This window comes from Nonomuraea sp. NPDC050478, assembly GCF_044458265.1.
Classification (GTDB): Bacteria; Actinomycetota; Actinomycetes; order Streptosporangiales; family Streptosporangiaceae; genus Nonomuraea; species Nonomuraea ferruginea.
This window is the reverse complement of record NZ_JBITHT010000004.1, coordinates 123,540-149,997: the sequence shown is the minus strand read 5'-3', so window position 1 is coordinate 149,997 and position 26,458 is coordinate 123,540. Positions and strand designations below refer to the sequence as shown.

At 72.8% G+C, this 26,458-nt stretch carries 20 protein-coding genes; 11 read left to right on the top strand and 9 right to left on the bottom strand.

The genetic code is table 11. The features are described 5' to 3' along the window. Nucleotides 1-142: 142 nt before the first annotated feature. Nucleotides 143-559, bottom strand: coding sequence for a hypothetical protein (locus ACIBF7_RS20850; RefSeq protein ID WP_271277329.1), 417 nt, complete (start codon nt 557-559; stop codon nt 143-145). Between the two features lie 969 nt (nt 560-1,528). Here ACIBF7_RS20850 and ACIBF7_RS20845 point away from each other — a divergent pair. Genes ACIBF7_RS20845 through ACIBF7_RS20820 form a run of 6 tightly spaced genes read left to right on the top strand, consistent with a single transcriptional unit; the run spans nt 1,529 to nt 6,840 of the window. After that, the gene (locus ACIBF7_RS20845; RefSeq protein WP_397197873.1) at nt 1,529-3,025 is read left to right on the top strand and encodes a hypothetical protein; all 1,497 of its coding nucleotides are present in this window, start codon (nt 1,529-1,531) and stop codon (nt 3,023-3,025) included. Between the two features lie 55 nt (nt 3,026-3,080). Then, a complete protein-coding gene (locus ACIBF7_RS20840) occupies nt 3,081-3,488 on the top strand; it encodes a roadblock/LC7 domain-containing protein (protein ID WP_219546228.1) in 408 nt (135 codons plus the stop codon). Beyond that, nucleotides 3,485-3,835 carry a DUF742 domain-containing protein gene (locus ACIBF7_RS20835; protein WP_148033056.1) on the top strand — a complete coding sequence of 117 codons (351 nt, stop codon included), beginning with the start codon at nt 3,485-3,487 and terminating at the stop codon, nt 3,833-3,835. Before ACIBF7_RS20840 ends, ACIBF7_RS20835 begins: the two co-directional genes overlap by 4 nt. After that, entirely contained in the window at nt 3,816-4,394 is a 579-nt protein-coding gene (locus tag ACIBF7_RS20830; RefSeq protein ID WP_148033055.1) for an ATP/GTP-binding protein, read from the top strand. The genes ACIBF7_RS20835 and ACIBF7_RS20830 overlap by 20 nt, the downstream gene beginning before the upstream one ends. Beyond that, nucleotides 4,391-5,716, top strand: a complete 1,326-nt coding sequence (locus tag ACIBF7_RS20825) for a cytochrome P450 (RefSeq protein WP_187281286.1) — start codon at nt 4,391-4,393, stop codon at nt 5,714-5,716. The genes ACIBF7_RS20830 and ACIBF7_RS20825 overlap by 4 nt, the downstream gene beginning before the upstream one ends. After that, nucleotides 5,620-6,840 carry a cytochrome P450 gene (locus tag ACIBF7_RS20820; protein ID WP_397197872.1) on the top strand — a complete coding sequence of 407 codons (1,221 nt, stop codon included), beginning with the start codon at nt 5,620-5,622 and terminating at the stop codon, nt 6,838-6,840. Before ACIBF7_RS20825 ends, ACIBF7_RS20820 begins: the two co-directional genes overlap by 97 nt. A gap of 87 nt (nt 6,841-6,927) precedes the next feature. Here the strand turns inward: ACIBF7_RS20820 and ACIBF7_RS20815 are convergent, their stop codons facing one another. Beyond that, on the bottom strand, nt 6,928-7,146 hold the full coding sequence (locus ACIBF7_RS20815; RefSeq protein ID WP_397197871.1) for a hypothetical protein: 219 nt from the start codon (nt 7,144-7,146) through the stop codon (nt 6,928-6,930). 462 nt (nt 7,147-7,608) lie between these two features. Here ACIBF7_RS20815 and ACIBF7_RS20810 point away from each other — a divergent pair, with 462 nt between their 5' ends. The 5 genes from ACIBF7_RS20810 (at nt 7,609) to ACIBF7_RS20790 (ending at nt 15,451) form a co-directional block, all read left to right on the top strand. Further along, complete coding sequence (locus tag ACIBF7_RS20810) at nt 7,609-8,931, top strand: cellulose binding domain-containing protein (protein ID WP_187281285.1); 1,323 nt, start codon at nt 7,609-7,611, stop codon at nt 8,929-8,931. Between the two features lie 385 nt (nt 8,932-9,316). After that, nucleotides 9,317-10,327 (top strand): ketoacyl-ACP synthase III family protein, encoded by a 1,011-nt coding sequence (locus ACIBF7_RS20805; protein ID WP_261808714.1) that lies wholly within the window; start codon nt 9,317-9,319, stop codon nt 10,325-10,327. Continuing rightward, on the top strand, nt 10,324-10,575 hold the full coding sequence (locus tag ACIBF7_RS20800) for an acyl carrier protein (RefSeq protein WP_148033051.1): 252 nt from the start codon (nt 10,324-10,326) through the stop codon (nt 10,573-10,575). Before ACIBF7_RS20805 ends, ACIBF7_RS20800 begins: the two co-directional genes overlap by 4 nt. A gap of 19 nt (nt 10,576-10,594) precedes the next feature. After that, nucleotides 10,595-11,638, top strand: a complete 1,044-nt coding sequence (locus ACIBF7_RS20795) for a ketoacyl-ACP synthase III family protein (RefSeq protein ID WP_219546225.1) — start codon at nt 10,595-10,597, stop codon at nt 11,636-11,638. Nucleotides 11,639-11,677: 39 nt separating this feature from the next. After that, on the top strand, nt 11,678-15,451 hold the full coding sequence (locus ACIBF7_RS20790) for a type I polyketide synthase (protein WP_397197870.1): 3,774 nt from the start codon (nt 11,678-11,680) through the stop codon (nt 15,449-15,451). 145 nt (nt 15,452-15,596) lie between these two features. On the opposite strand, the gene ACIBF7_RS20785 is transcribed toward ACIBF7_RS20790, so the two are convergent. The 7 genes from ACIBF7_RS20785 to ACIBF7_RS20755 all read right to left on the bottom strand — a co-directional run bounded on the left by ACIBF7_RS20785 (nt 15,597) and on the right by ACIBF7_RS20755 (nt 26,126). Beyond that, a complete protein-coding gene (locus ACIBF7_RS20785) occupies nt 15,597-16,736 on the bottom strand; it encodes a thiopeptide maturation pyridine synthase (protein ID WP_397197869.1) in 1,140 nt (379 codons plus the stop codon). Nucleotides 16,737-16,740: 4 nt separating this feature from the next. After that, the gene (locus tag ACIBF7_RS20780; protein WP_397197868.1) at nt 16,741-17,715 is read right to left on the bottom strand and encodes a thiopeptide-type bacteriocin biosynthesis protein; all 975 of its coding nucleotides are present in this window, start codon (nt 17,713-17,715) and stop codon (nt 16,741-16,743) included. Next, nucleotides 17,712-20,294 carry a lantibiotic dehydratase gene (locus ACIBF7_RS20775; protein WP_397198259.1) on the bottom strand — a complete coding sequence of 861 codons (2,583 nt, stop codon included), beginning with the start codon at nt 20,292-20,294 and terminating at the stop codon, nt 17,712-17,714. Before ACIBF7_RS20775 ends, ACIBF7_RS20780 begins: the two co-directional genes overlap by 4 nt. Before the next feature lie 128 nt (nt 20,295-20,422). Then, on the bottom strand, nt 20,423-20,602 hold the full coding sequence (locus tag ACIBF7_RS20770) for a hypothetical protein (protein WP_148033045.1): 180 nt from the start codon (nt 20,600-20,602) through the stop codon (nt 20,423-20,425). A gap of 22 nt (nt 20,603-20,624) precedes the next feature. After that, entirely contained in the window at nt 20,625-22,238 is a 1,614-nt protein-coding gene (locus ACIBF7_RS20765) for a SagB family peptide dehydrogenase (RefSeq protein ID WP_397197867.1), read from the bottom strand. A gap of 44 nt (nt 22,239-22,282) precedes the next feature. Next, on the bottom strand, nt 22,283-24,226 hold the full coding sequence (locus ACIBF7_RS20760) for a TOMM precursor leader peptide-binding protein (protein WP_397197866.1): 1,944 nt from the start codon (nt 24,224-24,226) through the stop codon (nt 22,283-22,285). After that, nucleotides 24,219-26,126: a hypothetical protein gene (locus tag ACIBF7_RS20755; RefSeq protein WP_397197865.1), complete on the bottom strand. Its 1,908-nt coding sequence runs from the start codon at nt 26,124-26,126 to the stop codon at nt 24,219-24,221. The genes ACIBF7_RS20760 and ACIBF7_RS20755 overlap by 8 nt, the downstream gene beginning before the upstream one ends. Nucleotides 26,127-26,458: the final 332 nt, after the last annotated feature.

Below are 26,458 nucleotides of genomic sequence, written 5' to 3'. Positions count from 1 at the left end.
GCCTGGTCTCCGACCGCGCTGACCAGGCCATCCCTCCCGAGGGGAACCGACGTGGCATCCTGGCTCGCGCTGGACCGTTGCCCGACGACGGGCGGCGAGAAATCGGCGCCGCCGAAGCAGCGCCGATTCCTCGATCAGCGCCCTATGGGACAGCGCCGCGGTCGAACGCCTTCATCTCCCTCCCGTGGACGGCCAGCGCGTAGATGACGAGGACGTCGAAGGCGATGACGATCGTCGACCAGACCGGGTACGCGGGCAGCCAGGCGAAGTTGACGAGCGCCTGGAGGGCGGCGAGGGTGATGCCGACCACTCGCCCCCAGGTCTTGCCCGTCATGATCGCGGCGCCGGCGAGGAAGACGATCACACCCATGGCCAGGTGGAACCATCCCCAGGCCGTGTAGTTGACGGGGATCGCCAGATTGTTGGCGGTGACGACGTAGAAGTCGGTGTTGAAGATCCCCACCAGACCCATGAAGGCCTGGAAGCATCCCAGGATCATCATCCCGATGCCGGCGAGTGCCACCCAGCCGACCCAGCCGGTCGGCTGGGGCGCCTCCATCGTGGGCCGGGCAGGCGCCTGTTGCGGCGTTTCCTGACGGGCTTGTGGAGGCACCTGACCTCGGGACGTCTCCTGCGGTCGTGCGTAGCGTGGATTGGTCATTGCCGGCTCCCTTCGCACGGCAGAGCTTGCGAGGTGGCCCGCTTGCGCGGCCCCGCCTGTGCGCCGAATTCGTCCGGACGCCGTCTCCCGGTGATTCAGCGATTCGGGCAGCTCAGGCGTGTACCTAAAAACACCCTATTCGGTTCTTCTGTTCAGAACCTTCGCTTCTCGCCCGCATTTCTCCAAAGGTGTTCAAAATGGGCGTTGCCCGGGTCGAAGCGGAACATCTTCCCCATGGGACTTCTTTATCCATTTATGGTGATCGTACGGGTGAGAAAAGGGGATCGCGTTCCCTCTGGCGGAGGGCCTCGACCGGCCGAGTCCCCGCTCAGCCCGCCTCGGCGCGGTCGAGCTGCTCGCCTGAAGGCCCGATCTCCTCGGCGAACAGGCCGACGAAGGCGATCTCCCCGGCCTGGAGGGTGAAGCCGGCTGCCGCGGACCACCCGGACGGCCCGCGTCAGGCGGTGCCGGCCGGAGGGGACGGGGGAGGGGTCCGGTTCCATGGGGTCGGCGACCTGCCCTGCGCCCATTAGTCCCGACGCCACCGCAATTCGGAACAAATCGGGACAATTTGCGCGACGGAATGCACTGAAGACCTTACACACGGTTGACTATCGTGACCAAGCGGGAATACTGGTTTCCCTGTTGGCCGTCGTTCGACTGAGACTGAGGATGCACATGTCGCTTGGCCCCGCCCTGCCTCAGGCAGAGCCGCACCGGGCACGCAGCCGTGCCCACGTCGCGGAAGGGCTCGGTCAACGCCGACGCGGTCCAGGCCGGACGCCGCGCGAGAACCCCACGCGCCGCTAGCAAACTCTTCGGCGGTCGACATCTTTCCGCCGGCTCTCCTCGACCCCAGGACTTGTCATGCCGCCAGACTCCTTCAGCGTTCCCGCAGCGATCATCGCCCTGGTGCTCGCCCTGGCCCTCGTGGGCGTCCTCCTCCACCATGTGCGCGTACGCCGCGATCTCGCCCAGGCCCGCGGGCAGCTCGCCCAGGCCCGCCAGGAACACGAACACCGGACGCGCGAGACCAGCGCCACCGAGCAGCGGCTGGCCCACGCGGAGCGCCAGGCCCAGGAGAGCGCGGAGCTGCTGCGCGAGGCCCGCGCCCAGCAGGAGCTCGTCCGCGCCGAGACCGAGCACCTGATCACCAAGCGCGTCCCCGCCCTGCTGTCCCACCTGCGCACCCCGCACGTGATCGTGCCCGGCGTGCAGCACCAGGCGCTCGCCGGCACGGACGTCGACAGGCAGCACCGCGCCCTCCTCGACGCGTTCACCCGCGGCGTCAGAGAGGAGGGCGAGCGCATCGACGAAGCGGCCCAGGCGGTCATCAGGGGCGCGATGTCCCGCGTGCAGACCCAGGCGCTGCGCGCCCAGGACCTGCTCGCCGGTGTGCAACAGCGCTACAGCGGCGACGAGCACACCGCGCTCCTGCGCGAGGTGCTGGGACTCGACATGTTCAACGAACTGATCATCCGCCGCGTGCAGGTGACCGGCATCGCGTGCGGCGCCACGCCCGGCCTGTCGCGTGACGACACCTACCTGGTGGACCTGATGGTGGGCGCCATCTCCCGGGTGGAGAACTTCGAGCAGCGCATCGAGGGCCCCGCCAACCACCTGCGCCGCCGGATCGGGGTCGCCGCCCGCGCCGCGGAGTCGATCCTGTTCATCACCGCCGAGCTGCTGGCCAACGCGGTCCACCACTCCTACGGCACGCTCAAGGTGACCATCGCCGTGCACGAGACCAACAACGGCGCCGCCATCGTCATCGACGACGCCGGTGTCGGACTCAACGAGGAGCAGTACGCCCGCGCCACCCGCCTGCTGAGCGGCACCCAGCCGGCCCGCCTGGTCGACCTGGGCAACCCGCCCCACACCGGCTGGGCCGCCATCGGCCGCCAGGTCGCGCACTACGGCCTGCAGGTCACGGTCAAGAAGAGCGCCTTCGGCGGCGTGCAGGCCGTGCTGAACATCCCCACCGCCCTGCTGGTGGAGATGCCGGAGGACAGCCGGCCGTCGGTGCTGGCGCCCGAGCCGGTCCGCGCCGCGGCCCCCGCCTCCCGGCCGGAGCCCGTGGCGCCGGCGCCCGTCGCCTCGTTCGCGCGGACCGAGCCCGCGGCGGAGACGCGGCAACAGACGGGAGAGGACCTGGCGCCGCTGCCGCAGCGTCGCCGCCAGTCGCCGCCGCGCCCCGCGTCCGGCCCCCGGCCCGGCGCGGGCGGTTCCCAGGGCTCCGACGGCAAGGTGCTCACCACCCCGGAGGCGGCCCAGAAGCGGTGGGGGGACTTCCAGATCGGAGCCGAAGCGGGCCGCCGCGAAGCGCTCCCGACCCAGCAGCACGACATCACCGAAGGGAATTGACCGTTCCATGGACGCTCACAGCGCTTCTGGCCGTGTTCCGACCAAGGGACGCGCGTTGTCCCTCGACGTGTCCTGGGTCCTGTCGCCCCTGATGGCGCTGCCCGGGGTCACGCGAGGCGTGGTGCTGAGCCGTGACGGGCTGATCCTCGGCGGTTCGGCCGACGTGACGACCGAGACCGGCGAGCGCGCCGCCGCCATGACGAGCTCCGTGCTGGGGGCCGCCCGCGCCCTGTGCGACGGCCTCAGCGGCGGCTCCGAAGGCGGGGTGGTGGACATCGTCATCTCGGCCGACAGCGGCTACTACTACATCGCCCCGGCCGGCGACCGCGCGGCCATCGTCGTCGCCGCCACCGGCGCGGTCAACGTCGGCGCGCTGGCCTACGAGGTGCAGCTGCAGGTGCAGAAGCTGATCAAGGCTCTCGACGAGGCCAGCGCGGCCAGGGTGCAGGGCGTGCGGACATGACCTCAGGACGACAACGGCGGCGGGTCGTCCCGGACTACATGGCCGCCGCGAGACTGACCGTGCCCGAGCACATCAGCGTCCAGCGGACGACCCTGGTCTACATCGCGCCCGACGCCGCCACCAACGGGCTGGACCCTCCGGGTTCGCATCTGCTGGCCCTGCTGCGGGACGGGCCGTTGTCGGTGTACGAGTGCGCCGCGCACCTGGGCCTGCCCTACTGCGTGGTGCGGTTGCTGGTCGCCGGGCTGGTCGGCGGCGGAACGCTGCTGACCCGCGATCCGCCGGCCACCGACCTGCCCGACATCGAGATCTTGGAGTTGGTACTCAATGGCCTCCGCGCTCTCTGACAGTCGCGTCAGCGCCGAGCACATCCCGGTCAAGCTGGTCATCGCAGGGCCGTTCGGGGTGGGCAAGACGACCATCGTGGGCGCGCTCTCGGAGATCAAGCCCCTCAACACCGAAGAGGTGCTCACCCAGGCGGGCACGCTGGTCGACGACCTCACCGGCGTGAACGAGAAGACGACCACGACCACCGCGATCGACTTCGGCCGCCTCACCCTGCCGGGCGTCGTGCTCTACCTGTTCGGGGCGCCGGGACAGACCCGCTTCCAGGTCCTGTGGGACGAGCTGGTACGCGGCGCGCTGGGAGTCCTGGTGCTGGCCGACACCCGCCGCATCGACGAGAGCTTCGCCGTGCTCGACCTGGTGGAGAACGCCGGCATCCGCTACGCCGTGGCCGTCAACCACTTCCCCGACTCGCCGGACTACCCGCTGGAGTCCGTGCGCCAGGCGCTCGACCTGGACCCGCGCACGCCGCTGATGGTGTGCGACGCCCGCGACCCCGCCTCCGCCCGCGCCTCGCTGATCGCGCTGGTGGAGCACGTCAGAGAGCTGGTGTTGTCATGACCCTGCGCTACATGCCCGACGCCGGGCGCCTGTACGGGCCCGAGTACGCCAGAGACCCGCAGGCCGTCTATGCGGAGCTGCGCGCGCGGCACGGCGCGGTCGCGCCCGTGGAGATCGCCCCGGGCGTCGAGGCCCACCTGGTGATCGGGTACCGGGCAGCCCTGGACGTGCTGACCAACGCCGGCGGCTTCTGGAGCAAGAACTCCGGCGCCTGGCAGGCGCGGCTCCCCGAGACCCCGGAGACCGGCGGGGTGATCGCGATGCTCGGCTACCGGCCGAACGCGCTGTTCTCCGACGGCGCCGAGCACGCCCGATACCGCAAGGTGATCGCCGACTGCTTCCAGCAGATCCAGCCGCACAAGCTGCGCCAGCTGGTGACCGAGGTGTCGGACTCGCTCATCGGCCGGTTCGCCACGAAGGGCGAGGCCGACCTGGTCGCCGACTTCGCCCGGCTCATCCCGGCCCGCGTCTTCAACCTGCTCTTCGGGCGGCCCGACTCCGACAGTGAAGGCCTGGTCCAGGCCCTGTCGGACATGATGGAGGCCGACGGCGAGACGGGCGCGCGGGGCAGCGAGGCGTTCAGCCGCTACATCGGCGAGCTGATCCAGGCCAAGCACGCCCAGCGGGGCGACGACCTGACCTCCTGGTTCATGGACCATCCGGCCATGCTGCGGACCGACGAGCTGGCGGAGACCCTCGTGCTGGTGACGGCCGCCACCTACGACCCCATGGCCAACCTGATCTCCAACACGATCTCCCGGATGGTCAGCGACGACCGCTACTACAGCTCGCTCACCAACGGCGCGCTCAGCACGTACGACGCCCTCATGGAAGCCCTGCGCGCCGAGCCCGCCATGGCGAACTACGGCCCGTACTTCACGCTCCAGCCCGTGCACTTCCACGGCACCTGGATCCAGCCGGCCGAGCTGGTCCTCGTCTCCTACGCCGCGGCCAACACCGAGCCCACCGGCATCCCCGAGGAACTGCGCTCCGACGGCGGCGCCTACCTGGGCTTCGGCGCCGGGTCGCACCGCTGCCCGGCCAGCGACCCGGCCGTGCTCATCGCGATGACCGCGATCGAACGCCTGACCTCTCACCTGTGCGACCTCGAACTGACCGTGCCCCGCGACGAGCTGTCGTGGCGGCCCGGCCCGTTCCATCGCGCGCTGGCGCACCTGCCGGTGCGCTTCACCCCGATCCGTCCCGACCAGCCAGGAGAATCCCCGTGGGCAATGCGGCCCCCGTCGTCCTCGATCCCTTCGGCTCCGACCTCCCCGGCGAGGTCCGCCGACTACGCGACCTCGGCCCCCTGGTCCTCGTAGAGCTCGCGGGAGGCATCCCGGCCTGGGCGGTGACCCGGCACGACCTGCTCAAGCAGCTCATCCTCGATCCGCTGGTGAGCAAGGACAAGCGGCACTGGCGGCTGCTGCCCCAGGCGCTCGCCGAGCCGGGCTGGACCTGGATCATGACCTGGATCGGCGTGTCCAACATGCTCAGCGCCTACGGCGAGGAGCACCGGCGGCTGCGCAAGCTGATCGCCCCGAGCTTCACCGCGCGCCGTACCAAGGCCATGCAGCCGATCGTCGAGGACATCGTCGCGGAACTGCTGGACGCCATGGCCGCGCAGCCCCGGGGCCAGGCCGTCGACCTCCGCGCCGCCTACGCCCACCCGCTGCCGATGCGGGTGATCTGCGAGCTGTTCGGCGTCCCCGAGGGCATGCGGGAGGAGATGGCCCAGGTGATGGAGGCCATCATGGACACCACCGCCACCCCGGAGCAGGCGGCTGCCACGGCCGTACGGATCGGCACCGCGCTGCCCGCCCTGGTCGCCCACAAGCGCGAGCACCCGGGCGACGACCTGACCACCGAGCTGATCAACGTCCGCGACAGCGGCGACTCGCTCACCGACGACGAGCTGCGCGACACCCTGCTGCTCCTCATCGCGGCCGGGCACGAGACCACCGTCAACCTGATCGGCAACGCGGTGCACGCCCTGCTCACCCATCCGGACCACCTGCAGCGGGTCCTGTCGGGAGAGGTCTCCTGGGACGCGGTGGTCGAGGAGACGCTGCGCTGGACGCCGTCGATCGCCAACCTGCCGCTGCGCTTCGCCATCGAGCCGATCGAGATCGGCGGCGTACGGATCGAGGCGGGCGACGCGATCATCACCAGCTACCTGGCGGCCGGGCACGACCCCGACCAGCACGGCCCGGACGCCGACCGGTTCGACCCGACCAAGGAACGCGACGAGCACCTGGCCTTCGGCATCGGCGTGCACCGCTGCATCGGGGCTCCGCTCGCCCGGCAGGAGGCGCTCACCGCCCTGCCCGCGTTGTTCGCCCGCTTCCCGGACCTCCGGCTGGCCGTGGACGAGAGCGAGCTGCCCCACGTGCCGTCCTTCATCGCGCACGGCTGGGCCCGCCTGCCGCTCCTGCTGCACCGCTGACCGGCACCGGCCTGCACGAAGAACGGTGAGACACACGCGCCCCCCGGTCCGGCCCCTCAGCCCCGGGGGTGCGCGCGGCTCACGGTGTCACGCGTAGAGGAAGTAGTAGCGGTAACGGCCTTCCCACTCGCATGAATAGTCGTCCCACCAGCCCTGGGTTATGCCGTGGCTGCCGATCCGCTGGCACTCCGAGTAGTCCCTGAAGACGCCGGCCAGCCTTTCGGCGTGCGCCGGGGCGGCGCCGATCGTCAGCGACACTCCGAGGACCATGACGGCCGAGACGAGAACAGCGCGTGCCTTTCGCATTCGTCCTCCTGCGACTGGGGGGTGATCATCACGGTGGACATTATCACCAACCCGGCGTTGGAAAGATTGTCACGTCGAATCGGCCGGGGCAAGAGGATGAAACTTTCACGGCGTTAACCCGAGGTTGCGCGGGTGTTTACTGCCGGTAAGGCCGGTGTCGCTTGCCGAGTGGCTTGTCAAGGCCCCGTGGGTGCTTATCCGACCGCCTGTGCACGCCATGGATGATCTGGTCGGCCTTCGAGCCCTGTGATCCACAAAGTACGATTTATGCCGCTTTTTCAGTCCGGTCTGGATGAAGTGCGGAAAACTTTGACCAGCGTCACTTACGTGTCATATCGTCTCCCCGCCCATATCGATGTGAGCCGCGACACTCGAGCAGGACATTGTTCTAGCAGGGTTCTAGCAGGCGCTATGGCCGGGGACCGGGGAAGCGGCGATCATCCGACCAACCGGAGTCGCACCATGCAAGCTCGAATCCGCACGGCCATGATCGTCGGCATGGCGATGACCGTGCTGGCCGCCGTCGGTGTGTCGGTGGCCTCGGCGCCGCCGGCCCACGCCGCGCAGGTGGTCACCGACATCGCCTACGCGCCCGCACAACCGGCCGGCAGCAAGGGCCATCTGCTGGACCTGTACCTGCCGTCCACCGGCATCACGCCCCGGCCGCTGCTGATCTGGCACACCGGCTCGGCGTGGACGAGCGACGACGGCAAGGCCGGCACGGACGCGATCGCGGCGATCTTCAACCCCCTGGGCTTCGCCGTGGCCGGCGTCAGCGTCCGGAACAGCGCACAGGCGATCTTCCCGGCCCAGGTGCACGACATCAAGGCGGCCATCCGCTGGCTGCGTGCGAACGCCGCGACGTACCAGATCGACCCGAACCGCTTCGCGATCATGGGCGACTCCTCGGGCGGCTGGCTGACGGAGATGGCCACCCTGTCCGGCGGGGTGGCGGCGCTGGAGGGCACCGTCGGCACGACCGGCGTCTCCAGCGCCGTGCAGGTGGGACTCGCCTTCTACAGCCCGACCGACTTCCTGCAGATGAACGCGCAGAACCTGCCGACCGGCGGGCTCGACCACGACTCCCCGGCCTCCCCGGAATCCCTCCTGGTCGGCTGCCCGATCCAGACCTGCCCGGCCAAGGTGGCCCAGGCCAACCCGATGACCTACGTCGACGCCAACGACCCGCCGCTGATGTTCCTGCACGGCCAGGCCGACTTCCTGGTGCCGCACGGGCAGAGCGTCCTGCTCTACAACAGGATCAAGGCTCAGTGCGGCGACGCCACCTTCGTCTCGGTGCCCGCCGCGGACCACATGATGTCCCAGATCATGGACCCCGCCCAGTACGGCAACCAGACCGTCTACACCACCACCGACTGCTCCGAGACCGTGGGCACCGGCACGCTGAACCCCACCTGGGCCAACTTCGCGACCTTCCTGCGCGGCGGGCTCAAGCTGGGCACCTCCTGTGAGGTCGCCTACGCCACCGGCGCCTGGAACGGCGCCTTCAACGGCACCGTGACCATCAGGAACACCGGCACGACCCCCGTCGACGACTGGACCGTGACGTGGGCCTGGTCGGGCAACCAGCAGATCACGAACGCCTGGAACGCCACGGTGACCCAGACCGGCGCCCAGGTGACCGCCCGCGACGCCGGCCACAACTCCTACATCGGCCCCGGCTCCAGCCAGAGCTTCGGCTTCTCGGCGACCGCCACCGGGACGAACCCCGTTCCGGCCCAGTTCAAACTCAACGACATCGTCTGCACGAAGGTGCCCGCCTGAGACGACGCGCGCCGGGCCCGAGCGTGAATAGCGCCGGGTCCGGCGCCGGATTCGCGGCCGTCACATTCGCGGAAATGGCGGCGTGAAGCGGAAAGAAGCATTTCCGAAATGCGACACGTTCCGTCGGAACCCGATCACGGAATGTCGCGGCCGGGCCGCTCGCGGGCATATTGCCTTATCCGATGATCGGCCCCTATCCTTGCTGACGGCTCGCCGGACCATTCCGTTGTATTCACCCGCCGGTCGGGAGCCGATTGATATCCCGGGCCCGAAATAAATCGGATAAGCCGCCTCACGCTGCCCGAGGACCGTTGCCCGGGATCGTCGACGAGTTAGGGGACGTGTGCGTACATCCAACATGTTCGTCAGGAGCCTCGGCGTTTATGTGCCTGACAGTGTGAGCGTCGAGCAGGCGGTTCGCGAGGGCTGGTATCCGGAGGAGGAGGCCGAGAGATTTCGGCAGATCGGCGCGGCGGTGGCCGGCGACATGCCCGCGCCCGAGATGGCGCGGCTCGCGGTCCTGGACGCGTACGACCGCTGGGGTGAGTCCTCCCCGCGCGAGCTCGACCTCCTGCTCTACCCGTCGGTCTGGCACCAGGGCCCGAACGGCTGGCAACCTCAGCACTACCTGCAGAAGCACCTCCTCGGCGGGAACGTTCCGGCGTTCGAGATCCGGAGCGGCTGCGTGGGGATGATCAGCTCGCTGGAGCTGGCGGCGAGCTACCTGCGGGCCGACGAGGACCGGCGGACCGCCATGGTCGTCTCCTCGGACAACCACGGCACCCCGCTGGTGGACCGCTGGCGGATGACGCCCGGGGCGCTGATCGGCGACGCCGCGGCCGCGCTCGTCCTCGGCAAGGAGTACGGCATGGCCGAGCTCCTGTCGGTGAACGCGACGGTGATACCCGAGGCCGACGCGGTCAACGACGGCGCCTACCCCCTGTTCCCCCCGGACGCCACCGTCGGCAGGGGGCTGAGCTTCGGTGACCGCCACGAGGAGTTCCGCCAGCGGCTGCTCAAGGCGCAGGGGACCGGGATCCACCTGACGATCCAGAAGACGATGATGCAGCAGGTCGAACAGACCCTGGACGAGGCCGGGATCGGGCTCTCCGACATCACGCGGGTCGCCTTCCCGCACGGCCGCCGCGAGGACCTGGACGGGCAGATGTCCTGGCTGGGCATCGACGAGGACCAGACGACCTGGGACTACGGCAGGCGCGTGGGCCACTGCGGCGCGGTGGACCAGTTCATCGCCTTCGAGCACCTGATCGCGACCGGCGGGCTGGTGGCCGGCGACCACCTGCTCATGGTCGGGTTCGGCTCCGGGACGTCCGTCGCCGCGGCGGCGTTCAGGGTCCTGTCCACCTCTCCCGTCACGCAAGGGGCACGCGCATGACCGAGCTCACGCAGAGACTGGTCGCCTTCGTCCAGGAGAACCTCGTCCTGGACGGCGACGACATCAAGGTCGACGAGACGACCCCGCTCCTCGTGTCGGGCCTCCTGGACTCCCTGCGGACGGCGCGGCTGCTGAACTTCCTCCGCAGGGACCTCGGCGTCGCGATCCCCGCGGCGAAGCTCGACCCCGACAACTTCCGGGACGTCGTGACCATCGTGGCGATGGTCCGAGAGCTCGAATCCGTCTAGCCGGGACGAGGGCAGAGTCATGAAGTTGGCGGACACGTACATCAGCGGAGTGGGAGCCTTCGTGCCCCGCACCGTCGTCAGCGTCGCGAAAGCCGTCGCCAAGGGCTGGTATCCAGCCGAGGAGGCCGAGCTGCACAACCTGGCCGGGGCGGCGGTGGCCGGTGACGTGCCGGCCCCGGAGATGGCCCTGCACGCGGCGCGGAGCGCGCTCAAGCGCAGCGGGCGGGCGCAGGCCGATCTGGACCTCCTCCTGTACGCCTCGACCTGGCACCAGGGGCCGGACGGCTGGCCCCCGCACTCCTACCTGCAACGTCACCTCGTCGGCGGGGACGTCCTGGCCACCGAGGTCCGGCAGGGCTGCAACGGGATGTTCATCGCCCTGGAACTCGCGGCCGGCCACCTGGACGCCGCCCCCGGGCGGCAGGCCGCCCTGCTGGTCGCCGCCGACAACTACGGCACCCCGCTGATGGACCGGTGGCGGATGGGCCCCGGCTACATCGGCGGCGACGCGGCCAGCGCGCTCGTGCTCACCAAGGAGACGGGCTTCGCGCGGCTGACGTCGGTCTGCACGACGACGGTGGCCGAGGCCGAGGAACTGCACCGGGGCAGCGAACCCCTGTTCCCGCCGGGCGTCACGGTCGGGCGCCGGATGAGCTTCGCGACCAGGAATGAGCAGTTCCGGCACCAGGTCATGCCCAAGGGCGAGGCCACCTCGGCGCTGTTCAAGATCCAGCGGGCGTTGATGGAGATCGTCGAGCGCGCGCTGGCCGAGAGCGGGATCGAGGCCCGCGATCTCGCCCGGGTGGCGTTCATGAACTACTCCGAAGAGATCGTCGAACAGCGCTGCATGGCCATGCTCGACCTGCCGATGTCCCGCTCGACCTGGGACTACGGCCGCACCATCGGCCACTGCGGGGCCAGCGACCAGATCCTCTCCCTCGACCACCTGCTGACGACCGGGCAGCTGCGCCCCGGCGACCACATGCTGATGCTCGGCACCGGGCCTGGAGTGACCGTCTCCGGCGCCGTCATCAAGATCATCGACACTCCTCCATGGGTATGAACCGAAGGGAAACCAACGCAGATGGTCGACAGTCCGCGGGTGGAACCAGTGGCGGTGGTCGGGATCGGCTGCCGCCTTCCCGGCGACGCCCGCTCACCGGACGAGTTCTGGGACCTGCTGTGCTCCGGCCGGAACACGACCGGGCCGCTGCCGGCCGAACGCTGGCGCCGGTATGAGAACCGGAGTCCGGAAGACGCCGCCGCGCTGCGCGACGCCGTGCGCCACGGCAGTTTCCTGAGCGACATCGAGGGCTTCGACGCGGAGTTCTTCGGCCTGTCGCCCCGCGAGGCCGAGCTGATGGACCCCCAGCAGCGGATCCTGATGGAGACCGCGTGGGAGGCCCTGGAGCACGCCGGCCTGCCGCCGCACCGGCTGGCCGGCACCGACGCCGGGGTGTTCGTCGGCGTCTGCACCGCCGACTACGGCGGCCGTCTGCTGGAGGACCTGCCCCAGATCGAGGCGTGGACCGGCATCGGCGCCGCCACCTGCGCCGTCGCCAACCGCATCTCCTACTCGCTCGACCTGCGCGGGCCCAGCATGGCGGTCGACACCGCCTGCTCGGCGTCGCTGGTCGCGCTCCACCTGGCCGCGCAGAGCCTGCGGCTCGGCGAGAGCGACGTCGCCCTCGCCGGCGGCGTCAACCTGCTGGTCACTCCGGGCCAGACCCTCACGCTCGGCACCGCCGGAGCGCTGGCCCCCGACGGGCGGTCCAAGTCGTTCGACGCGTCGGCCGACGGCTACGGACGCGGCGAGGGCTGCGGCGTGGTCGTGCTCAAGCGGCTGTCCGACGCCCAGCGCGACGGCGACCGGATCCTCGCGCTCGTCATCGGCAGCGCCGTGAACCAGGACGGGCACACCAACGGCATCATGGCGCCGTGCGGGGAGGCCCAGGAACACGTGATGGTCAAGGCCTGCCGGCAGGCGGGCGTCGCGCCGTCCACCGTCGACTACATCGAGGCCCACGGCACCGGGACCCGGCTCGGCGACCCGCTGGAGGCGGGGGCGCTCTCCTCCGTGTACGGCACGCCGCGGCCCCCCGGCGACCCGTGCCTCATCGGCTCGGTCAAGTCCAACATCGGTCACCTCGAAGGCGCCGCCGGCATCGCCGGCGTCATCAAGGCGGTCCTCGCCCTCGACCGCGGCGAGATCCCCCCGAGCGTGCTCACCACCCTGAACGAGGCCATCCCGTGGGAGGACTCGGGCCTGCGCGTGGTGACCGGGCGGTCGGCCTGGCCGGAGCGCGACCACCCGCGCCGGGCGGGCGTCTCCAGCTTCGGCTACGGCGGCACGGTCGCGCACATCGTGCTGGAGCAGGCGCCTCCCGCCCAGGAGACGCCCGGGGACGAGGTGACGGGGGAGCGGCTCTTCCCCCTGTCGGCCGCGTCGGAGCAGGCGCTGCGGCAGTACGCGGGCAGGCTCGCCGATCACCTGGACAGCGGGTTCGACCTGGCGTCGGCGGGCCACACGCTGGCGCTCCGGCGAACCCATCTGGCCCGCCGCGCCGTCGTGGTCGGGGCGGGCGCGGACGAGCTGGCGGCCGGTCTGCGCAGGCTCGCGGAGGACGTGCCGGCCGAGGCCGTACTCACCGGGGACGTGCTGCCCGAGCTCGGCCCCGGGCCGCTCTGGGTCTTCTCCGGGCAGGGCTGCCAGTGGCGCGGGATGGGGCGGGAGCTGCTCGCCGTGCCGGAGTTCGCGTCCCTGGTCGACGAGGTGGAGCCGATCTTCGCCGAGGAGATCGGCTTCTCTCCCCGGCAGGTCCTGGCCGACGGCGAACTCGACACCATCGACCGCGTCCAGACCATGATCTTCGTGATGCAGCTGGGCCTCGCCAGGCTCTGGAACGCGTACGGGGTCGCGCCGGAGGCCGTCATCGGCCACTCCGTCGGCGAGATCGCGGCGGCGGTGACGGCCGGCGCGATGTCCGTCGCCGACGGCGCCCGCCTGATCTGCCGCCGCTCCCGGCTGCTGCGCCGGGCCGAGGGCAAGGGCGCCATGGTGATGGTCGGCCTGTCCTTCGAGGAGGCGGCCGATCGGCTGGCCGGCCGGACCGACCTGGTGGCCGCGATCGCGTCGGCGCCCGGCTCCACCGTGCTGTCCGGCGACGTCGCCGCCGTCGAGGAGGTGGTGAACGAGTGGCCGGCCGAGGGCATCGTGGTGCGGCGGGTGGCGTCGGACGTCGCCTTCCACAGCCCGCACATGGAGCCCCTGGCCGTCGAACTGGCCGCCGCCACGGCCGATCTCTCGTTCGGGGCGCCCCGCATCCCCATGTACACGACCGCGCTGGCGGACCCCCGGTCGACGCCGATCCTGGACGGCGCGTACTGGGCGGCGAACCTCCGCGACCCCGTGCGGCTGGCCGCGGCGACGACGGCCGCGGCGCAGGACGGCTACCGCGTGTTCCTGGAGATCTCGCCCCACCCCGTGGTCGCGCACTCCGTCACCGAGACGCTCTCGGAGAACGGGTTCGAGGACGTGTTCGTCGGCACGTCGCTGCGCCGCAACCAGCCGGAGGCGGCGACCTTCCTCGTCGCGGTGGGCACGGCTCACTGTCACGGCGTCGACGTGGACTGGAGCCGGATCCAGCCGAGCGGCGGCCTGGCCGACCTGCCGCCGTACGCCTGGCAGCACCGCCGCCACTGGCGCGAGGCGTACGCCGACGACGGCAACCGAGGGCACGACGTGCGCTCCCACACCCTGCTCGGCGCCGCGACCAGCCTCGCGGGCAGCCGGACCCGGATGTGGCGGACCAGCCTGGAGGACGCCAACCGGCCCTACCCGGGCAGCCACGCGCTCAACGGGGTCGAGATCGTGCCCGCCGCCGTGCTGGTCAACACGTTCCTGCACGCGGCCGAGGACGAGGACGTCACGCTCACCGACGTGGAGATGACGCATCCGCTGATGACCGCGGAGCGCAGGCAGGTCCAGGTCGTGCACGAGCCCCCGGCGGTACGGCTCGCGGCCCGCACGCCGGCGGGCCCGGGCGAGCCCGAACCCGCCTGGCTGGTGCACGTCACCGCCGACGTCGCCGCCCCCGGCCAGGTGAAACCCGACGTGCTGCCGGACGCCGGCGCTCTCACCCCGATCGACCCCGGGTTCGTGCACCGGCGGCTGGCCGCCGTCGGCGTGCCCTCGACGGGCTTCGGCTGGACGATCGGGACGCTGCTGGCCGGAGACGGCGTGCTGCGGGCCACGGTACGCACCGGGGAGCCGGGAAGCTGGGCGCCGGCGCTGGACGCGGTGATGTCCGTGGCGCCCTGCGTGTTCCCCGGCGACCCGGTGCTGCGCATGGTCGTGCACATCGACGAGGTGGTGCTGACCGGCACGCCGCCCTCGACGGTGATCGTCCACGCGGCCGTGGACCCGGCCGCCGACGACACCGTCCGGGCGCTCCTGGCCGACGTGGACGGCCGGGTGGTGGGACACCTCACGGGACTCCGCTATCCGGTGATCGACGCGCCCGCCCCGGCCGACGAGGATCTCCGGGGACCGGCGGAGTCGTTCGCCGGCCTTGCGCCCGAGGACCTGCGCGAGCGCGTCCTGCCCGAGATCCGCGCGGAGATCGCGGCCGTGATGAGAACGGCCCCCGAGGACCTGGCGATCCGGCGTCCCCTCGTCGAGCAGGGGCTGGACTCGGTGATGACCGTCATGGTCAGGCGACGCCTGGAGAAGCGCTTCGGCCGCCGTCTCCCCGCGACCCTGCTGTGGCAGCAGCCCACCATCTCCGCGATCGCGGACCACCTGGTGGAGCTGCTCGCGACTCCGGTCCCGGCGGCGGAGACCGCTCCCGAGAGCATGCCCGCGATCGGGGGGTGAGACCGCCGCCTCACCGTGCGCCGGAGGGCGAGCCGTCGGGATTCGTCAAGCTCTGAGTCCGGCCCTGTCCATCGAGCCCGGCACCTCGGACGAGGAGGTGCCGGGCTGCGCCGTCGGGCGGGCGCCCCCGGCCGGCCTGTGCTCGTCAGCGTGACGGTTCCGTGGGCTCACCCGACCCGGCGAACCGGCGCAGGGCGTCCAGTCCCGACAGGCCGTAGACGTCCTCCACCGCGTCGGCCAGCAGGTGGCAGGCCCTGAACCGGTCGAGCGGCGTGAGCCCGAGCCGGGTCAGGTGCAGGTACGTGTAGTTGAGCAGCACCCGGTAGCGCAGGAAGCGCGGGTCGGTGAAGACCGCCGCGTGGTAGGCCGGGTTCTCGTAGATCAGGCGTTGCAGCTCGTTCGGCTCGTAGTGGGGAGCGGGCGGGTCACCGGGCCGCGCCCTGAGCGCCTCGCCCGGCTCGAACGTCGGCTGGACCAGCCGGCCGCTGTCCAGCAGCGTTCCGGCCCGTCGCCGGTAGTCCTCCAGCAGCGCCGCCCACTCGCGTACGAACGCCACGGGCGGCGCGGCGGGGTCGTCCAGGGCGGCGACGACGTCCCGCACCCGCTCGGTGAGCGCGGCCCGCCGTTCCCGGAAGCCCTGCTCGAAAGCGGCGCGGACGCCTTCGGGGTCGGCCGCCCACGTGATGAAGCCCTCCGCGTGCATCCGGTACGACAGGTAGCTCCGCGTGATGTGCTGCGAAGTGTGCGCGACGGTCAGCATGAGGCTCAGCGCGAGCCCGGTCCTGCTGTCACGGCCGGCACGCACGTGCTCCAGCATGCCGAACAGCAGCGGGGTGGCATCGGCGTAGAACGCGGTGAGCAGGCCCACCGCCTCGTCGCTGCCGAGCACGTGCCGGCGGGAGTCGTACGGCGCGTCGTGGATGGAGTTGTCCGGCGGCCACGGCGTGAGCGGCCCGTGCTCCTGCTCCCGCATGGCGAGCAGGCGGTGCCTGGCCAGGCTCGCGGCCGGGTCGAGCGCGGCCGTCGAGGGGTGTTCGCGCAGGTAGGCTCCGATGACCTCGTCCACCCGCGGGCGCACGACCCCCTCCCAGACGGCCGGCGCCGCCTTGACGTTGATCCGCAGGTGCGGGCCCTGCCGCCAGTGGCGCAGCACGTACGCCGCCTCGATCTGACCGCGAAGCCCGTCGAACAGCGGCCGCACGGCATCCAGCAGCAGGCCGTCCTTGTCCGCCGCGTGGTAGTAGACGTGCACGCAGTGCCAGGTGGGAGCGTCGGACGCGGTCAAGGGGTCACCTCCGGGAGTCGGCGAGTCCGGCGAGGGCGCGGACCGCCAGGTACGACACGTGGCGCTCGGTCCCGGCACGCAGCCCCAGCCGGTTGTGGAACAGGTGGACGCAGCGCATCAGGATCAGCGACACCGTGCGCCGTTCCGGCGGCGCGGCCAGGGCGAGCAGCGCGTGCGGCGAGCCCGAGTCCTGCGGCGCGCACCGGCCGGCGGCGTGCAGGGCGCCGAGGTCGTCGCGGAGCGCGCGCAGCGACGCCGCCCACGAGGCCAGCAGGTCGCCACCGGAGCCGGGCGCGTCCCACAGCCTGCGCGTCTGGGCGAGGAGGGCGCCTTCGCGGCGCCGCCAATCCTCCTCGCCCACGGACTCCCCGCCCGTCTCTCGCGCCTGGCGGGCGGCGGTGGCGAGGCGGTGGGCGGCGGCGGGCAGGTCCGGCTCGCACGCGGCGGCCGCGACGGTCAGCGCGGCCAGCCCGATCGCCGCGCGCCGGGCCATCTCCGTACCGGCGCGCAGCACGTCCAGGGCGAGCCGGCTCGACTCCGCGAAGTGCCGTTCGGCGGCGGCGACGCAGGCGGCGTCCCCGTACGCCTCGTATTCCGGCCGGTAGCCGATGAACGCCACCGAGCCGGCGGGACGCAGCCGCTCGTCGTAGGACGTGCGCCGCTCGCCCGCGGCCATGGCGGCCGCGAACGCGCGGTAGGCCGCCGCGTCGACCGGCGGCGACGGGTGGGCGGCGAAGTGCGCCGCCGCCCGCTCGCGCACCAGGTCATGGACGCGCGACGCCCGCGCCGGGTCCGGCACCTCCAGCCGCAGCCGCACGTGCTGACCGCCCTCCCAGTAGCGCAGGAAGAACGCGCGGCGCACGGTGCCGTCCGCTGCCAGTTCCCGCGTCACCGGGTCCACCACGTCGTTGATCAGCGGGTCGAGGTCGCCGGAATGGAACAGGTGCGCGCCGATCCAGCGGCTGCCGGCGTCCGTCATCGGCCCGGCCGCGCGGAGAGCTGGACGACGTACTCGGTGACCCGGCGGCCGGGGCCGTAGCGGGGCGCTTGGGAGGGGTCGGGCAGGGCCTCCTCGATCACCAGCAGCGCGCCGGGGTCGCGCAGCGCGCGCAGGAACCCGGTCAGCAGCAGCATGTCGGTGACGTCCACGTACATCGGCTTGCGGTCCTTGCTCAGCAGCCCCACCAGCAGGCCGTCGCGCAGGTCCACCACCCGGGCGAAGAACCGGCGGGGCACCTCGTGCAGCGCCAGCCACTCGGCGAGCCTGGGGAGGTACGAGGCCTCGCCCTCGCCCTTGGCCGGCACCGGGAAGGCGCCTGCCCGGAGCCGCCACACCGCCCGGGCGAACGTCACCCGCCCGAGGTCCATCCGCGGCCACCGTTCCACCTCGCCCTCGCCCGGCACCTCGCTCCGGGTGCGGAACACCCAGCCGGGCACCATCGCCGTGGACGGCTCCCCGAACGTCCGCACCAGGAACTGCAACCACGGCGGCAGCCAGTACTGGGCGGTCATGCCCAGGTGGACCGGCCGGACCGCGCGGCCCGCGCCGTCGAACAGGGTCAGCCTGTCGCATCCGGGGTCGTAGCCGACGGTGAGCTCCGCCGGCGAGACGCGCGGGAGGTGCGCGTCCGGGGCGGTGAACGGGTGGTCGAGGGCGAGGTCGGCCGCGGCCGGACGGGCGTTGAGGCCGCCGCCGACGAGTCCGCGGCACTCGGCCACCAGGACGTCGCCCTGCGCGGCGCGGAGTTCGCCGGCGGGCGGCGCCTCACCGCCGGCGAGGACGACCAGCCGGTGCAGCCGCGACAGGCCGCGCCCGTACCCGGCGGAGATGGAGTTGACGACCGCGCGCAGGGCGCCCGGTCCCGGCACGGCCTGCAGGTAGCAGCAGATCGACCCGGGGGGCCGGACGAAACTCGGCCAGTCGCCGGCCATCTCGGCCAGGCGGGCGGCCGTGAGGTCGACCACCGGCCCCGGCTCCCGCGCGCCGGTCTGTTCCCAGAAGCTCCGCCGCAGTCCGGTGAGCTGTACCAAGCCGGGCGGCGGCTCGGCGTCCGGCACCTCCCGCGTGCCCGCCACCGGGTCGCGCAGCATGCCGCGCAGCAGCGCTCCGCTCCCGCCCGGCGCCTCCTGGTGTATCTCGCGGTAGAACGTCAGTGCGGGGATCCGGCCGCCGGGGCCGTGCCGGTCCAGGAAGTACGCGGCGGCGGCGATCTTGACGGGCAGGTCGGGGTCGAACAGGCCGAGCAGCCCGCGCAGCGCGTCGAGGTCGTCGCACACGTCGCGCCAGGCCGGCGCGCTCAGCCGTCCCGCGACGCCGGGGATGACGGCGCTGTGCCAGAGCAGGTTCTTGTCCGGCAGCGACGGCCCCGGCGGCAGCACTTCCCGCAGCGCTTCCCGTACGACCGCGGACGCCTTCTCGTCGCCGGGCCGGGTGACGCCGTCGCGCAGGGCCGCCGCGACCCGGCCGACAGCTCGCGTGTACGGCGCCGGGCCGTCCTCCGCCAGCCACGACGCCAGCCGGCCCACCGGGTCGTGGCCTTGCTCGTCGTACGGCGCGACGAACTCCAGCAGCCCCGCGTCGGCCAGCGGCTCGATCCCGGGGGCGGCGGCCAGGGTGGGGCAAGGGTGCCCGCGCACCCAGTCGAGGGCCTCCCGCACCGCCGGGCTCGACGGCACCGCGGACAGCGGCTCGCCGTGACCGGCTCCGAGGAACCAGATCCGGTCGCCGTCGTCGGCCGCGGTCGGGTTGACGCGGAGCCGGGCGCGCTCCCGTACGCGCCGGTGCCGGGTGAGCGCCGCCCACAGCGGGCGCAGGACCGCCCGATCCAGCTCGACCACCAGGTGCCAGGCGGGTTCGCCGCCGGTCGCCGGCGCGGGGCCGTCCGCCTCCCACCGGCCCAGGCCGCTGAGCGTGAACGTGGCGTACGGGCTGGTCTTGACGGTCGCCCGGGCGAGATAGCGGGCCAGCCGCAGCAGCTCCTGCCGTTCCGGCCGGCGGTCGGCGGGGCCGGCGAGCCAGGCGTCGAGGCGTCCGGCCAGCACCGGGCTGCCCTGGGCCAGGCCGTGCCGGAAACCGGCGTCGGACACCGCCTCGCGGAGCAGCGCCGTCTTCTCCCGCGACTCCTCTGCCAGGGCGGCGGGCAGCGCCGCGCGCAACTCGTCCGCGCGGCGCCGCAGGGCGGTCCACGCGCCGACGCGGGCGGTCAGGTCGGCGGGGAGGGCCGCCAGCGCGTCGGCGGTCGCGGCCCCGCCGCTCAGGCGGCGTCCGGAGAACACCGCGCGCCGTAGCGCCACCAGCCCGGACCGGGCCGGACCGGGCGCGGTGCCGCCGATCACGTCGTGCAGCGGATCGGACAGGTCCGCGCCCTCCCGCCGCAACCAGGCGGAGACGTTCACCAGCTCGTCCACCAGCCGCCACGTCCGGGTGCAGCGCATCCGGTCCAGCCCGGCCACCGGCAGCGCCGCGACGCGGACAGCGAGGACGGGCGAGACGGCATAATCGGGATCAGCGAGCCTTGCCAGGTCGCCGTCCCCGGTGACGGGGACGGTGTGCGTCACATCGGTCAATCGAACGCGCTCCTCGTGAGGGTTCGCCAGGGGCCGAGGGCGCCCACGGCACGGGCGCCCTCGGCCCTGCTCGTCATACCGGTGACCCGGGGGTCACCGGCGGGCCGACGCCTCCGGCGTCACGCCTCCGGAGCCCAGCAGCTGGTGGCCGTCAGGTAGGACGAGCAGTAGCCCAAGGCGGAGGAGGCGCCGGTCTCGATGGCGCCGTGGCCCTCCACCACGAGGGAGTCGGCCGACACGACCTCAATGGAGTCGACGTCCAGGCCGCGCAGGTCGAGCTTGAGGTTCTCAGCGGACATGTGCTTCTCCTTCTGATTCCGATCAAAGGTGATCTGTACGGGTCAGGCTCTCGTCGGAGCGGGGCATCACCTCCTCGTGCACAACGGCCGGCATGGGGCGGGCCACCAGGGGCCCGCCGGTCGGGGGAGTGCCCAGCAGCAGGAAGGACAGGCTCCGCAAGGGGGTTCCGGCGAGGCCGAGCACCTCGTCGGTGGTCTCGTTGGCGCCGTCGGAGTGGATGCGCGCGGCCAGGCCCAGCGCGGTGGCGGCCAGCGTGGCCCGCTGGACGACCAGGCCCGCCTCCATCTGTTGCATGCGATACCAGCGGTCCCCGAACAGGCGCGCGCCCGCGACCGGGTCGCCCGCGGGGACCAGCGCGGCGGCGGCCCCGCGCAGCGCCACCCGGGTGTTGGCCAGCAGCCGCCCCGTGGCCACCTCGTCCACCCGCTCGGCGCCGGCCAGCTCGTGGAGCGTCCGCCGGGCCGGGTCGTACCAGTAGGCGCCCCGCGGCAGGCCCTCCACCCGCAAGGCCAGCAGGCACAGCGCGGTCGCGGCCGGCCCTGTCTCGGCGCCCGGCAGGTCGGCCGGGTAGCCCTCGCCCGCCGCGGCCAGCACGGCGCCGAGGGCCGCGCCCCTGAGGGCCACCGGCCGGTAGCCGGCCAGCGGGGACGTGCGGCGAGACGCTCCCGGGCCGGCGCGGATCCCGGTCGCGGGCTCAGGAGCCGGGAAGGCCCGGCCCGCCCGCGCCGGCGGCCGTGGCCGCAGCGCCTCCGCCGGCTCCGGCGAGCCCGTGGGGGAGGCGGCGGAGCAGGCTCGGTGCAGGGCCGCGGCGAGGCCGTCGGGCATGGGCTTGGGCAGCGGCGTGCTCTCGCCGGCCACCGGGCGCTCGATCAGCTCGTGGGCGGACGGGGAGGCGTCCGGGCGCCCCGCACCGCCGGGTGGCAGGGTCAGCGTGAGCACGGCCAGCGCGGCCTCCCGGGCGCCGTCGAGCCCGAGGAGCCGGTCCACCTCACCGTCCGGGAACCGCAGCCAGGCCCGGCACGGCAGCCCCAGCCGCCCGCCGGCGGCCAGCGCCTGGGCGACGAGCACGCCGGTCTCCTGGCAGATCAGGCGGTAGCCGAAGTCGCCGTACTTGAACATCGACCGCCAGAACACCGCGGACAGGACGATCGCCACGTCCGCCGCTGGACCGTCCGCGAGCAGGCCGGCCAGTGCCCCGGTGTGGTCGCCGCCGCGCACGCGCTCCAGCACGTGGTGCACCGGGTCGTAGTGGTACAGGGCGGCCGGCAGGCCCTGCGGGCGCGGCTCGCCCGCGGCCACGTACGCCTCGATCGCGTACAACCCTCCGCCCGACGGCGCCGGCCGGCCGGTGAGGAGCATGGGCGGCCGCCCCGCGGGTTCGCCGCCGTCGTCGAGCTGATGGCACCAGACGAGCCTGGTCATGCCGAGCAGGTCCCGCAGCAGCTCGCCGATCCGGCCGAGGGCCGAGCCGTCGCCGGACTCCCAGGGGAGCCGCGTCCGTACGGCGTCCGGGTAGCGCTTGTGCCTGGTCGGCGCGCCGCCCCAGTCGATGGACAGCTGGCCCCGGTTCCGCATCGCGGCCAGGTAGCGGCGGGTGGCCGCGCCGGCCTCGCTCGCCGCCGTGGTCGGGTGCATACGGGTTCGCCTCGCTTCCTTCGTCGTGCCGGTGGTGACCGGGGTCAGGGGAACGGATGAGGATAGGGATTCAGCTCTTCGGACCCCAGGTCGCGGTCCCGGTGACCGAGGAGCCGCGGCAGGCTCAGCAACCGCGGCAGGCCGTGGACGCGCCGGTAGCGGTGACCGAACGTCATGGGCGCCGTACCCGGCACGATCACCTTCGCGGCGGACATGCCGCACGCCTTCGCCTCGGGCGAGGTGATGTCGACGGCGATCACGTCGAGGCCGCCGGCCAGGAAGCGTGCCGCCAGCTCGGCCACGTCCGCGCGGAGGTCGTCGTGCGCGGGCCACCCCGCACGGGCCGTCACCTCGGCGACGGTCAGCGTGGGCCCGTCCAGCGGCAGGAAGCCCAGCCGGTCGAACGCGTCCGGGTGGGCGTAGGCCAGGGGATGGTGCTCCAGCAGCCGCACCTCCTCGGGGTCGGCCGCCAGCCGGGCCGACGACGCCGGGTCGTAGCGGTCGATGTGGCCTGCCAGCATCGGGCCCAGGTCCTCCAGCGCCCGGCGGAGCGCCCGCTGCGGCACCAGGTGGGAGGCGGAGCCGCACAGCACGCGCGGCCGGTCCGGCCGGTCCAGCGCGTCGACGGCCATCACCCAGAACACCGGCACCCGCTGCTCCATCAGCGCGGCGAACGCGTGCACGTCGTAGCCGAGCCGGTCGCGTACCCGCTGGGCGAGCATCGGGATGCGGCGGTCGGAGGCCGAGCCGAGGTCCACCCGCGGAATGGGCATCCGGGCATACCAGGTGGCCAGGGCCGCGTCCCGCTCGGCCACCTCCAGCAGGCCGTACAGGATCGCCTCGGCCGGGTGGCCGCCCAGGGCACAGCCGTTGGAGCACTCGTAGGCGAATCCGAGGTCGTCCGCCGGGCGGGGGCCGAAGAAGGCGTAGCTCTCCGGCACCAGCACCGGCGCGTCCCGTGCGAACGAGTACGCCCACACCCACGAGGTGGGCCGATCCGGACGGAAGCGGGTGAACAGGAAGCCGGGCCGGTCGTACCAGTCGTCCGGGTAGAGGCCCAGCGTGCGGGGGTCGAGCGCGTCGCCGGCGATGTCGTCGTAGGCGGCGCGCACGACGGTCCGCCGGCCGCGCGGGGCGATGCCGGCGATCCGTTCCAGCGCCTCGGCGACGGCGGTGGCCCGCGCGGACGCGAAGTCGCCGCTGCGGCCGTAGCCGTGGTGGCTCTCGTGCTCGGTGCGAGCCGGGCTGAGCCGCGCCACCGCGAGCGGGCCGCCGCCGCGCTCCTGCGCGACCAGAGCCTGCACGATGCCGGTCTCCGGGTCGACGAACCGCTGTTCCCACTCCGCCGCCCGGTGGCCGATGCCGCTGACCCGGAAGGTCGCGGGGTCCGGCTTGGGCGCGGGACGGGGGACGTACCGAGCCGCGTGCGGTCCGTCGTCGGGCCGCACGCCGCAGTCGGGGCAGAACGGGTCGGGAAGGAACGGGTGGTGGCGTACTTCGGCGTTCGGCAGGCGGACCTTCAGCAGCGCGCCGGCGGTCCGCGCGGAACCGGGGTCACGCCGCAGCCGGCGCACCTCGTCGGCGACCAGCGCGGCGACGGCGCGCGTGACGAGCGGTGTGAGCAGCGCGCTGGGCCGGGAGCCGAGGTCCGCGCCCCACCGGGCGCGCAGCCTGTCGCGAGCCACCGCGTCCGGCCGGTTGCCCGCGCGTCTCCGTTCCACACAGGTCGGGCAGCCGGGCAGGGGCGGGCGCGCGGCCGGGCCCACCAGCGCCCAGCCCGCCTCCACGCGCACCGGCAGCCACGACGCGCCGCTCTCGGCCGCGCGTCGCGCCACTCCCGGGTACGGCCGCGCGTCGTCGGCGTCGCTCGCGACCACGATCACGGGACCGGTGGCCGAGGCGAGGGCCGTGCGGATGGCCGCGTACAGGCGGCCCTCACCCAGAACGGTCACCGGGTCCGCGTACGCGGTGACGGCGGCCTCAGTCATCGAGCAGCGCGACGTGGGTGACGAAGGGGAGCAGCCGGGCGGCCTCGGGGTCGCCGTCGAGTGGCACCGCCACCGGCGTCTTGCCCAGGCGGCGCAGCCCCCGGGCCATCCTCCGTACGGCCTCGGAGGGGTCGCCGTCCGGCGGCCAGAAGGGACGGGCCTCGGCGTACGCGGGCTGCCCGGCGGTCCGCGACTGCCAGCGGAGCAGCAGCCGCTCCAGGCCGTCGCGCAGCGCCGCCGGGGCGGTGGCGGCGACGGACACGATCGGGTCCTGGCCGGGGACGGTGAGGGAGATCGCGGGCACGCCGAGAACGGCCGTGTGATCGCTCACCTCCGGCGTTTCACCAGCCAGGACGAGCTGGCGCAGCAACGCCTCCGCGACCGGATCTTCCGTGGGACCCACCGGCGCGCCCCTCCCGTCCGCCTCCAGAGTGCCCGCCAGCAGGTGCTCGCACCGGGCTCGCAGACCGGCGGCCAGCGCCTCCGGCCAGCTCAGCCCGGCACCGGTGCCCACCGGAGGGCACGGCGTGCCGAAACCGGTGAGCCGGAGATCGGATACGGGCACGGGAAGAGGCCGGCCCTCCGGCAGTTCCATGCCCCATATCGTCGCTTCCGGGTCGGCACTCGGGTCGACGGTGAGCAGACCGTACGTGGCGAGTGCGGCGAGCAGGCAGCGGAGCCGGGCCGTCCGCTGGTCCGGTCCCCAGCCGAACACCTGCGGAGGCGGCGCCCAGCCGGGCAGCGCCCCGAACGGGTCCGAGACGGTCGCCCCGCACACCGCCAGCGGGGACTGGGCCAGCGCCTGCTCGTCCAGCATGCCGAGGAGGCCCAGGCGCGAGTCGACCAGCTCGGGGGTGCGGCCGAGCAGGCTCTCCGCCTCGATCGGCGTGGCCCGCGCCAGCACCGCGGCCCGGTCCCCGATCGCCTCCGGGCCTCCGCCAGGACGGGTGCCCGCACGTGGACGGGCCAGGAACCGGTGCGGGAGCGTGTCGAGATTGCGCAGGTCGACCCGGGTGAGCAGGCGCTCCCGGTCCGTGTCGAGCCCGGTCACCTGGGAGAAGCAGGCGAGCGCCAGCATGGCGGCGACGACCTTCGGCACCGGTCCTGTCAGCCAGTCCTCGTTCGACGACGCCGGGGCCGCGGCGGGCAGCGCGGCCAGCCGGTGCCAACCGGACTCCGCGGCGGTCACCGAGGGCCGTCCCACCCTGCTGAGCCAGACCTCCGCAGGACCGGCGAGAGCCTGGCCCAGCACGACGTCGCCCGCCTCGGCCAGGCGGGCCGTCGCCACCAGGTCGTCGAGGTCCGCGCTGACCTGGAGCACGACGTCGGCGTCCCCGGTGACGGCCCGGACGAGCGCGTCGCCGGCGGGAGAGAGCGTCCGGATCTCCTGGCGGGGATCGCGCCGGACGGCCTCGGCTGCCCGGCCGGCCGCCGTGGCGTCGGGACAGATCACGGCGACGTACCGCCACCCTGAACCGACACACGCCTCCACCAGCGCCTCCAGCAGCGGGCCCGCCCCGGCCAGCACCAGGCGGGCGCTGCGGATCCGCTCGAATCGCGCCTCCGGCGAATCCAGGGCGTAACCGATGAAGGCGATCTCTTCCGCGTACGCCCGCAGCTCCGCGTCGGTCAGTCCGTGTGGCCGCGCCTGCCGGTCATCCACCACGAACCGGTGTTCGGCGAGCCGGCCCACGAGGCTCTCGACCATGGCCTGCTTGTCGGCGGAGAGGTTCGACGTGAGCTCGTCCAGGGTGTGCCGGCCGGTCAGCGCGGGCGCCAGCCTGCCGAGCCAGGCGTACGCGTGCCGTCCGCGTAGCGTGCACGCACCGTAGTCACTGTGCACGTAGGCCCCGTCGGGGCATTCGACGAACCGGACGTCGTCGCGTAGTCGTGGTCTCATCGCCGCATCAGTGTTTGGGAGCGCTCCCATGAGCGAAATGCTACGAACTGACGTCCTATATGTAAACCCGAAATCGGCCCTATCATGCAGCGCCCATCGTGGCTATAATCACGGGATTCTCGCATATTCATAACGGAATGCTCACATTCAGTGATGGGAGCCCGCGTTTCTCGCCATTTCGTCGGCATGGAGCGCACCGCGTTCCGCGAGGCATCCCGTCCCTTGACGGATCAGCGTCGTCCGCCCTGGACAGGTCATACCGGGGTGCCTGAGCCGGCCGTTCCCGGCTCGGTTACTCTCGGCGCGTCGCTCTGCGATCAGGGCAGAGCGCG